The following is a 13,700-nucleotide window of genomic DNA, read 5'->3' on the forward strand; positions in this document are numbered from 1 at the left end:
TGTGCATACAAGTGGCCGCCCCAGGATGGTGCGCTCAGCGCATTTACCCGATGCCCCCGGCGGCTTCGCGGTAATATGAGCGCAATGTTTAAAACCTAATGAATATTCAACAATGACGATACCGACAGTCTTACAGCGCAGCGGCGTCCTCCTCCTGTGGGCGGTGACCTACTACGTGACCGGCGTCATGTCGCTGGCCTTTGAAGATCCCGTCTCGCAGATGGCGATTATCTGGTTCCCGGCGGGTATTTCCGTGTCGGCGTTCCTCAGCTCGCGACGCGCTCACTGGCCGATGTTGTTTGCGGTGTTTCTGGTCGCACGGGTGCTGCTGGATGAGCATGGCTGGCAACATCTACCGGCCGCCGTGGCGCTTTCAGCAATGGCACTGGCAGGCTCTGTTGCGATTGCCTGGCTGGTTCGGCGCTTCGCTCGGCGCGGCGACGAACTGCATGCCATTTTGCTGTGGTTGCTGGCAACCGTGGGCGTTTGCTGCGTCCTGGCATTGATCAGGAAAGGCTGGCTGATGCTGGCCGGGGAAGTATCACCGCACACGTTCATGACCAACTGGATGTCCGGCATGAGCGGCGTGTTCTTCTCAACCGTCGTGGTGATGAATGTACTGAACAGCAACCTGCGCGACTTTCCTGCGCGCACGCGCACGAGACTGGCCGGCGGGGTATGGTTGCTGCTGCTGGCATTGAACACCTGGTACGTTTTCGGGGCGTCCCCGCTCTGGCTCATCAACAGGCTGGGCTCCGACGCGGGCGCAGCGGCGTATTTCATCCTGGCCTGCCTGCCCATCGCCCTTACGCTCGCCGTTTGCATAACGTGGCGCAGCCCTGGCGGCTCGATCGCGCTACTGGTGCTGGGCGGTATCGTGGTCAATTTCACCGACCAGAAGACCGGGCCGTTTTATGTGCACGGCCTGCTGGAAGGCGAGCCCTTGCTGCTTGCGCAAAGCTACCTGTCCATCACGGCATTACTGGTGTTGGTAATACGCTTGATGAGGCAATCCGCTCAACCTTATGACCTGGAAACCGGGCGCTTGGCGGGCAGCGGTGTGATGTACCAACTGCACCCGGGAACCGGGGAAATTCTCTGGGACGACAACCTTGAAACGCTGCTGGACGTGAGTGCCCAGCCCCTGCGCACCGTGCAGCAGGTCCTGGAGCGTGTACACCCAGAGGACCGCGACAGACTCAAACGCCACTGGTCGCCGGAAACCCATACCCGCGCCGCGTCATTGGCCTTTCGCATCGACAAGGGCAATGGTGAATGGCTGACCCTGTATGACCAAAGCCCCGGCGCCCTGCGTGATGCCCATGGCCAAGTGATTGTCGGCAACTGGCAAAGCGGCCGCTACTCCTGAACCTTCGCCTGTGACAGCCTGCTTTTCCCTGTAGGGGTACTTAATGATTCAGATTGCTTTACTGCTGTTCGGCGTTGAGTTCGTGCGATCCAAATTCTGGATTCTCGGCCTGGTGGGTATCCTGTGGGGCTCGCTGGGCCTGGGCGTGATGTACGACGGCCTGGACGGTGCACTGTACTTTCCGATGCGCGCATTCGGTTTGATGTTGCTGCTGGAAAGCATTGTCACCCTCAGCGTGGCTGCCAGCGGCGTAGGCGCTCAGCGGGCCGTGCTGTATTTCAAGGGTGGCATTTTCTTCTTCGTCGCCGTGTTGATTCTCGCGAACAATGTCTATAGCCACCTGTTGCTGGCGATCATCTTTGGCCTGACCTACTTCGTGATCGGCTTGCTGACCATTAGCTCGGCCTGGGTCGTCAGGTTCCCGCACTGGCGATCGTCGTTGATCAGCGGCGGCGCTCAGTTGGCGTTCGCGGGGTTGCTGGTCAGTCCTTATCCCATCGCGCTCAGTGCAACGGTGTCGTTTTTCCTCGGTGCATTGATGATCGTCAGCGGCTTCAACACGGTGCGCATTGCGAATCGCGTGAGGCGATTGCGCAACGGCACTTCAACGTTTGAGCTGCTTGTACCAAGGGATTTACTGTCAGACTTCAAGAAGCTGCCACCGCAAAAACCGCTGGAGCCGCGCCTGGAGCAAGAGCCTGACTTGCAGGACCCATTGATCGTGCATATCTGGACGCCGGAAGGCACCGCCGGCGCAACGACAATTCCTCGCCCGATCATCAATCGCTACATTGCGGCGGTGGATGCACAAGGCGTGATTTCAACCGGGCACGCAGCGATTGAGCTGTCGCCCTCGGTGTACCTGAGCCTGTACCCGGTCGCGGACATCGATCGCTCACCGGCGGAGTTCTTCCGCATCCTCAAGGCCACGCGCAATAACGACGTGCCAGGCACATTCCAGCCGGACTACGCCACTGAAGTGGCCAACTGGTGCGACTCGGACCGCAAGATTATTTTTCACCAGTACAGCCGCAAAGCGCTGATCGAGTTCTCGAATAACTATCGCCAACAGGCCACCTACAACCTGACCTACCGCAACTGTTCCAGCAGCGTGGCCTTTGCGTTGGAAGCATCGATGGATGGCGTGTTGTCGGAACGGTCCCGGCGCTGGCGCTCGGTCCTGCAGACCTTGCTCATGCCTGAGTTGTGGATTGCCGCGCAAGTACGCAAGCGCGCCATGACCATGGCGTGGACACCCGGCCTGGTCATGGACTATGCACGTGCCTTGCGGGTGATTGTTCATCCGGTGCCGCGCCCATGGTTTCAACGCATTCCATGGCGCGGCGCTTCAGCCAGGACCTTGCCTGACAAGAAGCAGGACTAGTTGCCCGACGCCCACTCACGTTGCATGAGAGGGCACCGGGAAACCGGGTATCAGTGGAACAGTACCGCCGTCTTTTGCAGGGTCACCCACACACCCCACGCCAACGGAACACCCACGACCAACCACGCCGCAACTGCTAGCGGCACGCTGCCAGACGACGCTTTCCACTCCAGCGAAGTGCTGGCGTCAGCCCCTTTGTCATGGCCCAGCGCCTGTTCGGCCGCCAGCTCTGCGTCAGTCATGAAGTACTTGTCGGCCACCGGGCGCACCAGCAGGTTGCAGATGAAACCCAGCACCAACAGGCCCGCGAGGATGTACAAGGTGATGTCGTAGGCAGCAGCGCGTTCAACGCCGATGCTCAGCTGATACTCACGCAGGTAGTTCACCAGCACCGGGCCCAACACGCCCGCCGCAGCCCATGCGGTCAGCAGACGACCGTGGATCGCACCGACCATCTGGGTGCCGAACAGGTCGGCCAGGTAAGCCGGGACGGTCGCAAAACCACCGCCGTACATCGACAGGATGATGCAGAACGCTGCCACGAATAGCGCTACGTTGCCCAGGTGACCGAGGTTCGGGATCAGCGCGTAAAGGGCAAAGCCCAGGGCGAAGAACACGAAGTAGGTATTTTTACGGCCCAGGTAGTCGGAGAACGACGCCCAGAAGAATCGGCCACCAATGTTGAACAGGCTCAACAAACCGGTAAAACCCGCAGCGATAGCGGCGATCGACGCCAACTGCCCGGCATCCAGCTGACCGAACGTCAGCCCATTGCCCAACAACTTGCCACCGAACACTTCCTGAAGCAGTGGCGAAGCCATGCCGAGAATACCGATACCGGCAGACACGTTCAGGCACAGCACCAGCCATACCAAACGGAATTGCGGGGTTTTCCACGCCACACTCACGTGAACGTGACGATGGGTAATCATCGCATTGCTGGCCTTTTTCGCCGGGGCAGTCCAGCCCTCAGGCTTCCAGCCGGTTGGCGGAACGCGGTACGACAATGCGCCGCCGATCATGAACACGAAGTAGATCGCAGCCATGACCACGAAGCTCTGCCACACGCCCACGCTGGTTGGCGAAGCAAAGTGGCCCATCAGCGCTGCGGCCAACGGTGCACCCACCATCGCGCCGCCGCCGAAGCCCATGATCGCCATACCGGTGGCCATGCCGCGCTTGTCCGGGAACCACTTGATCAGGGTCGATACAGGCGAGATATAGCCCAGGCCCAGACCGATACCGCCAATCACGCCGGAGCCGATCCACATCAGCCAGATCTGGTGGGTGTAGACACCCAACGCCGAGATCAGCAGGCCGCCGCACCAGCACAGCGCCGAAACAACGCCGGCCTTGCGTGGCCCGGCATGCTCAAGCCAACCGCCCCAGATCGCTGCCGAGCAGCCCAGGAAGATGAAGAACAGGGTGTAGATCCAGCCCAGCATGGAGATGGGCCAGTCGCATTGGGAAGAGAAGACTTGCGCGATGAAACTCATGTCCGGCGCACAGGCGACCGGTGCGGTGATACCCAGCGCCTTGGACAGTGGCAGCCAGAACACCGAGAACCCGTAGGCCATGCCGATGCACAGGTGGATGGCCAGGGCGGCCGGTGGAACCAGCCAGCGGTTGAACCCCGGCTTGGCGATAATGCGTTCCTTGGACAGGAACGCAGGCTGTGCGGCATGACTGCTCGCCGCAGTGCTAGTGCTCATTGGTGTTTCCCCCAGTTATTAGTATGTGTCCGTCAGGCGCTCTCTCCCTCGGCCTTGCACGCAGAGCGTTGGCCGTTGTTGTTGAGTAAAGCTCCTTTTGAGCGCGACGCTGTGTCGCAGACGACAGACGACAGACGAACCTACGAAGATTAGCACCAGTGGGTGACAGAAAAACCAAACTGACATCACCTTTTTCACGCGATCGGGTCTGTTCAGCGACAAAATCCGATTTTGCCGACGCCAGATACAATGTAACGATGCGTGAACTGACGTAAGCCTTCGGGCGTTATACTCTGCGGCTAAATTTTGAAATCGACATACAAGGACTCGCCCATGAAAGCGTTCGGCAAAATCCTGGGTCTGGTACTTCTCGGGCTGTTGCTGATCATTGTGGCCCTGGGCTTTGCCCTGACCCACCTCTTCGATCCCAACGATTACAAAGACGAGATTCGCCAGATTGCCCGCGACAAGGCCCACATCGAGCTGACGCTCAATGGCGATATCGGCTGGAGCCTGTTCCCCTGGCTAGGCCTGGAACTGCACGAAGCCAGCGTGGCGACCCTGACCAACCCCACCCAACCGTTCGCCGACCTGCAAATGCTCGGCCTGTCGGTGCGCGTGCTGCCGCTGCTGCGCCGCGAAGTGCAGATGAGCGATGTGCGTGTCGAAGGCCTGAACCTGCGCCTCAACCGCGACAAGCAGGGCCATGGCAACTGGGAAGACATCGGCAAGAACGTGCCTGTCGCCAGCGCCGATGCGCCAGCTCCCGCCCCCGTGCAAACGCCGGCCGAGCCGGAACCGGAAAAACCGCCAAAGCCGATCCGCCTGGACATCGACAGCCTGACCATCAACAACGCCCGCGTTGAATACAACGATGAACAGACCGGCAAACAGTACAGCGCCGAAAGTATCCAGCTGAGCGCCGGCGCCGTGCACGAAGGTGCGAGCATTCCGCTCAAACTCACCGCCTTCCTGGGCAGCAACCAGCCGCTGTTGCGCGTCAAGACCGAGCTCAACGGTAACTTGCGCATCCAGAACGCCCTCAAGCGCTACCAGTTCGAAGACATGAAGCTCAGCGGCGAAGCCACCGGCGAGCCGCTGCAAGGCAAGACCGTGACCTTCTCCACCCAGGGCCAATTACTGGTGGACCTGGCGGCCAACGTCGCCGAATGGACCAACCTGAAACTCTCCGCCAACCAGCTGCGCGCCCTGGGCGAACTGAAGGTCAACAACCTGGACAAAACCCCGCAACTCAGCGGCGCCTTGTCCATTGCCCAGTTTGACCTGGCCAAGTTCCTCGACAGCGTCGGCCATCCGCTGCCGGCCATGGCCGAGGGCAGCCTGAGCAAGGTCGAACTGGTCAGCCGTCTCAAGGGCTCGCCCACCAGCGTGGCCCTGGAAGACTTGAACCTGAAACTCGACGCCAGCACCTTCACCGGTCGCATTGCGGTAGATGACTTCGCCAAGCAATCCCTGCGCGTACAGCTCAAGGGCGACACGTTCAACGCCGACAACTACTTGCCGGCCAAGTCCGAATCCGCCAAAGGGGCGACCGCAGCACGCCAGGCCGAAGTACAGAACAGCGAAGTCGGCGCCATGGCCGCTGGTGGCACCACACCGCTGCCGGAAGCTCCGACCAAAGGCGCGTGGAGCACCGACAAGCTGCTGCCATTGACCCGCCTGCGCACTCTGGACGTGAACGCCGACCTGGCCTTTGGCCAACTGACCCTGAGCAAGCTGCCGATCCAGAATGCAGGGCTCAAAGCCTCCGGCATCGATGGCCAGCTCAAGCTCGACACCCTGAGCGGTGGCCTCTACAACGGCACCTTCCAGGCCAACGGCACACTCGATGTGCGCCAGGACATCCCGGTGTTGGCGCTGCAAACCCACATCAAACAGGTACCGGTTGAGCGCATCCTGCAAGCCCAGGGGCAAACCCCGCCGGTGAAAGGCCAAATCACCCTCGACAGCAACCTCACCGGCCGTGGCAACAGCCAAAAGGCGCTGATCGACAGCCTCAATGGCACCGCCAGTTTTGTGATCAATAACGGCGCGCTGCTCAACGCCAACATCGAACAACAACTGTGCACCGGCATTGCCCTGCTCAACCGCAAGACCTTGAGCACCACGCCACAGGGCAAGGACACGCCGTTCCAGGAACTGCGCGGCAACCTGACCTTCCGTAACGGCGTGGCCAGTAACCCTGACCTCAAAGTGCGCATCCCCGGCCTGACCGTCAACGGCAACGGTGACGTCGACCTGCGCGTGCTGGGCATGGACTACCGCGTCGGCATCATCGTCGAAGGCGACCAGCGCGACGTGCCGGACCCGGCCTGCCAGGTCGGCAGCAACTTCCAGGGCATCGAAGTGCCGCTGCGCTGCCGCGGCCCGCTGGAACTGGGCGCCAAGGCCTGCCGCCTGGACAAGGATGGCTTGACGCAGGTCGCCATAAAAGCGGCTGGCAACAAGCTAAGCGAAAAGCTTGAAGAGAAGCTCGACAAGGTCAACCCACAGTTGAAAGACGCTCTGAAGGGCCTGTTCAAACGATGAGAAACGAGCAGTTTTCACAGGCGGTGCTGGATTGGTACGACCGCCACGGTCGCCATGACCTGCCCTGGCAACAGGGCATCACGCCTTACCGGGTGTGGGTCTCGGAGATCATGCTGCAACAGACTCAGGTCAGCACTGTGCTCAACTACTTCGACCGCTTCATGGCCTCGTTGCCGACGGTCGAAGCGCTGGCTGCCGCGCCGGAAGACGAAGTGCTGCACCTGTGGACCGGCCTGGGTTACTACACCCGCGCACGCAACCTGCAGAAGACCGCCAGGATTGTCGTCGCCGAGTACGGTGGCGAGTTTCCAAGGGATGTCGAGAAGCTCACCGAATTGCCCGGAATCGGCCTGTCCACTGCCGGAGCGATCGCCAGCCTGAGCATGGGCCTGCGTGCGCCGATCCTCGACGGCAACGTCAAGCGCGTGCTGGCGCGCTTTACCGCGCAAGAGGGCTACCCAGGCGAACCCAAGGTCGCCAAGCAGCTCTGGGCGACCGCTGAGCGCTTCACGCCACACGATCGCGTCAACGCCTACACCCAGGCGATGATGGACATGGGCGCCACGCTCTGCACCCGCAGCAAGCCCAGCTGCCTGCTGTGCCCACTGGAAAAGGGCTGTGAAGCCCACATGCTCGGCCTGGAGACGCGCTACCCGATCCCCAAACCGCGCAAAACCATCCCGCAGAAGCGCACGCTGATGCCGATGCTGGCCAATGCCGAGGGTGCGATTCTGCTTTACCGCCGCCCGTCCACGGGCCTCTGGGGCGGTTTGTGGAGTTTGCCGGAACTGGACGACCTCGAAGACCTGGAACACCTGGCCAACCAGCACTCACTGGCGCTGGGCAACCCACAGGCACTGCCGGGGCTGATCCACACCTTCAGCCACTTCCAGCTGGCCATTGAACCCTGGCTGGTGCAGGTCGAGGAATCCGCCCATCACGTGGCCGAGGCCGACTGGCTCTGGTATAACCTCGCCACCCCGCCGCGCCTGGGCCTTGCCGCCCCGGTTAAAAAACTGCTGAAGCGCGCGGCTGAAGTATTGAACGCAGGAGTTCTGTCATGACCCGCACCATCATGTGCCGCAAGTACAAAGAAGAATTGCCAGGCCTCGAACGCCCTCCGTACCCGGGTGCCAAGGGTCAGGACATTTTCGACCACGTCTCCGCCAAAGCCTGGGGCGACTGGCTGAAACACCAGACTCTGCTGATCAACGAAAAACGCCTGAACATGATGAACGGCGAAGATCGCAAATACCTGGCTGGCGAAATGGATAAGTTCTTTTCCGGCGAGGATTACGCCAAGGCCGACGGTTACGTGCCGCCTGCTCAATAATTGATCAAAACCCGGGGTCGGCACGTAAGCGACGGTAATAATTAAATATTTTTTGAAAACTTGCTTGACGACCCCCTGAAAAACCAGTTTAATGCGCCCCGTTGCCCAGATAGCTCAGTCGGTAGAGCAGGGGATTGAAAATCCCCGTGTCGGCGGTTCGATTCCGTCTCTGGGCACCACTAATACCGAAAAACCCCAAGCGAAGATGATTCCTTGGGGTTTTTTATTGCCTGCGATTTAGTGGTTGCCGGGCGACGCTCACCCCTATCCCTGCCTGGGGGTTATTTATCGCAAGGCTCATTCGTTTAGGTGTTACTGAATTTTCTGTTGCAAGGTAGTTATTTGATGACCCGGTATTTGTTCTGCGCGCTTTTGCTGCTGACGGCGTTACTCAGTGGATGCGCCACCCAAATGGACGTCTCGATCGACGCGACACCTGATCCGGACTATCACTTTGATCGACAGGCAACGGTACTGGTGACGACGTCCGTGGGCGGCAGTGCGCAAAGCACGCTGAATGCCCGCTACTACTTGCGGGACATGGTCAATGCCATGAAGGACCAGGGCTTTCGGGAGGTGTTTACCGACACGACCCTACCCAAGAACCATGCACCGATCAAAATGACCATCACCCTTGATGTCGACAGCCGGCAGGTCACTTACCGTTACACCGCCACCGACTACGGCCAGGTGCCAACCACCACGACCACCCAGTGCAAGAAAAACAAGAAAAAAGAAGACCAGTTGACCTGCACCAGCAAGCCCAACACCACCTATGGCCCGGTGGGCACCTCAGAGCGAACCGGCTACACCACGCTCACCACGTTCACCGCCACTGCGCGGGATGAAGTGAGCAGGCGCGCGGTGTACCTGCTCCGGGCGATGTCCTACAACGAAGACTGCCAGGCCGCCAAGATCGAAACCTTCCTGGTGGAGCAAGGCTTGCAGAACCTGAATTTCCAGGACCGCGTGCACCGCAACTACACCGTCACGATGCCCGAGGGGTACCAGTGCAAATAGCCTGCACTGGATCGCCTGCCTTACTTCAGTAAAAACACCATCAGCGGGTTGTCGTTCAAGCGCCCTTCGAAATCTGGCGTCTGCTGCTGCATCGGCGTGCCCTTGAGCAGCACAGCCTCTTTGCGCGGCACGATCACCCAGGATGGCCGGGGCAAGGTCAGCAGCTTCTCAGGCTCGTTGCCTGCCACGAACAACGGCTGCTCGTCGTGCGTAAGGTTCATCATGTAGCGTATCGCCCACGTGTCGCGGCCGAGGTCGACAAACACCAATGGCCCCGGCTGCGACGCACGAAGCGTCTCCACTTGGCTGACGAAATTGTGAGTGTCGAACTGCAGGTCCTTGGACGGCTCTATCACCACCACCAGCAGCAACCACTGCGCTACCAGTGCAATCAGGCTGAGCCAGACCAAGCGCACTGACCGACGCCAGGCAACCAACGCCGCCACTTGCAGAATCACCAACCCGCCAATCAACAGCGGCAACGAAACGTCAGGCCAGTAACCGCGTTTTTGCCAACTGTACCGACACACAAACAACACAACCACGCACAACGCCGGCAGCGCCGCGACAAGCCCTTCGTAGCAGCGGCGCACGCCGACAAGCCAGCCTTGCGCCTGGAGCAGCCCATAGGCGGCGACAGCGGCAAACATCGGTACCATCGGCAGAATGTAGTAAGCGCGCTTGAAGTGCGGCACCGACAGCCCGAGCAAAATCATCAAGCCGCACGCCCCCAGCCGCACCACCAACTGTACGTCGTCATTGACCCACCGCTCAGACCAACGATGGCGCAGCGCAATCAAGGCAGCCAGCGCCAACGGCACCACCGGGAAGTAACGGTACAGACTCAGCTTGAAGTAGAAATAGAACGGCTCACCACTCTCATCGAGCCGCCCGCTGACTTGCATCCTGAACACGTCATCGGCAAAAGCATCGCCACCACTGAACCGCGCCAGCTTCATCAACACCCACCAGCAGGCCACGAGCAGCGCAAACCCCACGAAACCGTGGATCAACACCTGCTTGACCCGCTCCCCCGGCCGGCCCAGCGCCCAATACACGCACACCACACCACAGACCTCGATCAGCCCCAATGGCCCGCGAATCGCAAAGGCCAGGACAAACAATGGGAATACGGCCAACTGCCTGACGCGCGACCCCAGGCGTTCACCACTGTGCAGCAGGTAGAAACTGCCCACGCATAGCAGCGCGACCATCAGGTCCAGGCACACCGAACGCGACTTATCGAGCAGTTGGGTGGTGAGCAACGTGAGCAACACCGTCAGCAACGCCCAGGGCCGGCTGGACGGCGCCAACAGGCGATAGATCAGGGCGATCACGCCCGCCGAAGCCAGCGCCGTCGGCAGCACATTCGCGAGATGGTTCGGCGCACCGAATATTCGAGCAAATACGAAACTGAAGAAGGTGGCGGTACCCGGGTAGTCGGGATACGGCTCGCCGTAGGTGGTAGGGAAAAGACTCGCGCCGTGGCGAAACATTTCCTGCATGAACAGCGCCCAGCGCCCGTCAAATCCTTGGGGTTGTTCGTCCCAGACACCCAACGTAAACAGCAATAAAGCGATCAGAAAAATGCCCAGGGACTCCAGGCGAAAACGACTGCGGTGATCCATTGAATGTCCTTTCAGGTAGGGTGCGCCGACTCCATGGTGCCGACTCTGCCCCTGAATAGCGCCTGAACAAACCCGAATATTTATGGATCTATCGACCGGCGCGCCATACCAGCGCGGGAATCAGCCGGATGTAGAGTAGCTCGCCCACCAGCTCAAGCAGGGTTTGCAGAATCACCGCCGTCGCGGCCAGCCCGCGCACGTCTTCGGGCAAGGCCAGCGCCAGCGGCAATACCACCAGGGAGTTGCGGGTCGACGCACTGAACGTGACCGCCCGCGCCGTGACGGCGGGCAAGGCGAACAGCCGCGCAGCCAACGCGCCCAGCAATGGCGCCAGCAACAGGAAGCCTAGGTAGACCGGAATCACCGGCAACAACAACGCGATATCGCGCACCACCGAGGTGATCTGCGAGCCGATGACCACAAACAGCACCAGCGCCATCGCCGGCACCGGCAGCCAGGCCCAGGCATTGCTCCACAGGTTGATGGCGCTTGAACGCCGCGCCAGAGAAGTCGTCAGCACCGCCAGGACCATCGGCAGCACGATCAACCACAAGAACGCCTCAACAAACGGCCCGGCCGCCACCACCACGGCGGACTGCGCGCCCAGCATGAAACCCAGGTACACCGGCAACAACACCAACTGCAGCAACAACAGCACTGGCGTCGCCGCCAGCATCAGCCGCGAATCGCCCTTGCCGATATGGGTAAACACCACCACGTAGTCGATACATGGCGTCAGCAACACCAGTAACGCGCCCACCAGCAAGGCCGGGCGCTCTACCAGACCACGGGTCAACGCCCACACCAGCAACGGCACCAGAATGAAATTGGCCAACAGCAAGGCCGATATAAAGCGCTTGTTGCCCAGGCCCTGGCGCAGATCCAGAAATGGAATTTGCAGAAACATGGCGTACATCAGCACAGCGATGGCAGGCGTGACCAGCACGCCAAGTCCCTGGGCCGACAAAGGCGCGAGCACACCGAATGCAGCCGCCAGCAAGACGGCGGCAAAGTAGACAGGGATCTGGTTGTGCTCGAGGGTGTCGCGGGTCATGGGCTGACTCTGGCTGATCAATAGACCGCAAGCCTAAGCACACAGGGCGCCAAGGTCGAGCATCGAAAATTTCCTGCGCTCATGCCGCGCTAAATTTGTTAGTTTCGAATGCTTATAAAAGCGCGTGGCTCCCAAGCCCACACCCAAAAGCGCAAGGATCGAGCCGACCGATGAACCTGCCCACCCGAGTTGCCCCAGAAGCCTTCCGCGAGTCGGCTGCCGACGGCTACCCTGTCAGCGGCTTCACCTGGCGCCCCATCAGACCCGACCCGACACGCCCGGTCGTCATCATCAACGCCGCCACCTCGGTACGCTGCCGCCACTACTCACGCTTCGCCGACTACCTGTTCGCCAACGGCTTCGACGTCATTACGTACGACTACCGTGGCATCGGCGAATCCCGCAATGGCTCGTTGCGCGGTTTCAAGGCGTCGTGGTCGGATTGGGGCGCGCTGGATTTCGAAGCGATGTTGCAGCGCGCACAACGGGAGTTTCCGGGGCAGCCGATTGATGTGGTCGGCCACAGTTTTGGTGGCTGCGCGGCGGGACTGGGGGCGTCAGGCGCGGTGATTCGGCGAGTCGTGACGGTCGGCGCGCAGTTTGCGTACTGGCGCGATTACGCGGCGGGCGGGCGCTGGCGCATGTTTGGCAAGTGGCATGTGGTAATGCCGTTGGTGACGGCGCTGTGCGGGTACTTCCCCGGCAAACGCCTGGGCTGGCTGGAAGATACGCCGGCCGGTGTGGTGCGCGACTGGGGCACGCCAACGCCCAGGTACGAGACGCGGCCCAGCGGGCGCACCTTGGGTGAGTTGCCCTTCACCCGGGTGAAGGCGCAACTGCTGGCCATCAGCATCACCGACGACCCGTTTGGCACGGTAGAGGCCATCGAGCGGTTGCTGAGCTATTTCGATAGCAGCGAGCGCACTCATCTGCGGATTGCTCCCGAAGATATTGGCGAAACAGCTGTCGGGCATTTCGCCTTCTTCCGCAGCGACTATCAGGACCGGCTGTGGCCAATTGCGCTGAAGTGGCTGCAACACGGCGCGCTGGCGCAAGGCACACCCGGACAGCGCGTCTAGAAACCCTTGGGATTTGCACCAACCTGCGCTTCAATAGTCCACCCAGATCCAGCACCCAAAGGACGTTGAGCCCATGGCCTCGCCGAACAAGCAACAAAAACGCGCCCAGCGGTCGAAAGCCAAAGCCAAGCAAAACCGTACCCAGCGCGCCGTCGCCACCAAGCCGGATGCGTTCGCAGGCGACGACAGCCGTATTGACCTTGAGTCGGTGGATTTGACCGAGCTGTTTGTCGAGATGCGCACGGCGGGCGAAACCAGCCAGCAGGCACTGTGTGCGGCGTTCCTGTCGCACCCGTTGCTGGCAGTGGTGCTGGAGCAGGAAGGCGAGGAAGAGGCGACCGACTTTATCGTGGCGGCGCTGATCGAGTATCGGCAATGGGCGACGGATACCGAGGATGAAGCGGCGGCGCTGGCGTGGGTCGAGTCGCCGCAATTCCAGGCCGATTATGTTGCGGCGTCCCAAGCGCTGATTGGCGCCCAGGACTGATACAAAACCAAATGTGGGAGCCGGCTTGCCCGCGATTGCGGCGTGTCAGTCGAAGAAGATCTCAACTGTCAGTCCGTCATCGCG

General features: G+C 60.7%; 11 protein-coding genes and 1 tRNA gene. 9 read left to right on the forward strand and 3 right to left on the reverse strand.

What is annotated here, in order from left to right; translation table 11 throughout:
* The first annotated feature begins 112 nt into the window (after positions 1–112).
* A complete protein-coding gene (locus ACDZ94_RS06875) occupies positions 113–1,369 on the forward strand; it encodes an MASE1 domain-containing protein (protein ID WP_221293716.1) in 1,257 nt (418 codons plus the stop codon).
* A gap of 43 nt (positions 1,370–1,412) precedes the next feature.
* Positions 1,413–2,753, forward strand: a complete 1,341-nt coding sequence (locus ACDZ94_RS06880) for an HdeD family acid-resistance protein (RefSeq protein WP_064450242.1) — start codon at positions 1,413–1,415, stop codon at positions 2,751–2,753.
* A gap of 50 nt (positions 2,754–2,803) precedes the next feature.
* Here the strand turns inward: ACDZ94_RS06880 and ACDZ94_RS06885 are convergent, their stop codons facing one another.
* On the reverse strand, positions 2,804–4,465 hold the full coding sequence (locus ACDZ94_RS06885; protein WP_064450241.1) for an OFA family MFS transporter: 1,662 nt from the start codon (positions 4,463–4,465) through the stop codon (positions 2,804–2,806).
* A gap of 333 nt (positions 4,466–4,798) precedes the next feature.
* Here ACDZ94_RS06885 and ACDZ94_RS06890 point away from each other — a divergent pair, with 333 nt between their 5' ends.
* The 5 genes from ACDZ94_RS06890 to ACDZ94_RS06910 all read left to right on the forward strand — a co-directional run bounded on the left by ACDZ94_RS06890 (position 4,799) and on the right by ACDZ94_RS06910 (position 9,368).
* Positions 4,799–7,015 (forward strand): AsmA family protein, encoded by a 2,217-nt coding sequence (locus tag ACDZ94_RS06890; protein WP_064450240.1) that lies wholly within the window; start codon positions 4,799–4,801, stop codon positions 7,013–7,015.
* Positions 7,012–8,079, forward strand: a complete 1,068-nt coding sequence (mutY, locus tag ACDZ94_RS06895; protein ID WP_064450239.1) for an A/G-specific adenine glycosylase — start codon at positions 7,012–7,014, stop codon at positions 8,077–8,079. Before ACDZ94_RS06890 ends, mutY begins: the two co-directional genes overlap by 4 nt.
* Positions 8,076–8,348: an oxidative damage protection protein gene (locus ACDZ94_RS06900; RefSeq protein WP_053253876.1), complete on the forward strand. Its 273-nt coding sequence runs from the start codon at positions 8,076–8,078 to the stop codon at positions 8,346–8,348. The genes mutY and ACDZ94_RS06900 overlap by 4 nt, the downstream gene beginning before the upstream one ends.
* Before the next feature lie 103 nt (positions 8,349–8,451).
* Positions 8,452–8,527: transfer RNA gene (locus ACDZ94_RS06905), tRNA-Phe, on the forward strand.
* A gap of 166 nt (positions 8,528–8,693) precedes the next feature.
* Positions 8,694–9,368 (forward strand): hypothetical protein, encoded by a 675-nt coding sequence (locus ACDZ94_RS06910; RefSeq protein ID WP_064450238.1) that lies wholly within the window; start codon positions 8,694–8,696, stop codon positions 9,366–9,368.
* Between the two features lie 20 nt (positions 9,369–9,388).
* Here ACDZ94_RS06910 and ACDZ94_RS06915 read toward each other — a convergent pair whose 3' ends face one another.
* Positions 9,389–10,996: an ArnT family glycosyltransferase gene (locus tag ACDZ94_RS06915; protein WP_407015936.1), complete on the reverse strand. Its 1,608-nt coding sequence runs from the start codon at positions 10,994–10,996 to the stop codon at positions 9,389–9,391.
* An 88-nt stretch (positions 10,997–11,084) separates the two neighbouring features.
* Complete coding sequence (locus ACDZ94_RS06920; protein WP_407015937.1) at positions 11,085–12,050, reverse strand: arsenic resistance protein; 966 nt, start codon at positions 12,048–12,050, stop codon at positions 11,085–11,087.
* 170 nt (positions 12,051–12,220) lie between these two features.
* On the opposite strand from ACDZ94_RS06920, the gene ACDZ94_RS06925 reads away from it, so the two are divergent.
* Complete coding sequence (locus tag ACDZ94_RS06925; protein ID WP_407015938.1) at positions 12,221–13,129, forward strand: alpha/beta hydrolase family protein; 909 nt, start codon at positions 12,221–12,223, stop codon at positions 13,127–13,129.
* A gap of 73 nt (positions 13,130–13,202) precedes the next feature.
* Positions 13,203–13,616: a hypothetical protein gene (locus ACDZ94_RS06930; protein WP_407015939.1), complete on the forward strand. Its 414-nt coding sequence runs from the start codon at positions 13,203–13,205 to the stop codon at positions 13,614–13,616.
* The last annotated feature ends 84 nt before the right edge of the window (positions 13,617–13,700 follow it).

This window comes from Pseudomonas sp. UBT, from assembly GCF_050915955.1.
Classification (GTDB): Bacteria; Pseudomonadota; Gammaproteobacteria; order Pseudomonadales; family Pseudomonadaceae; genus Aquipseudomonas; species Aquipseudomonas antarctica_A.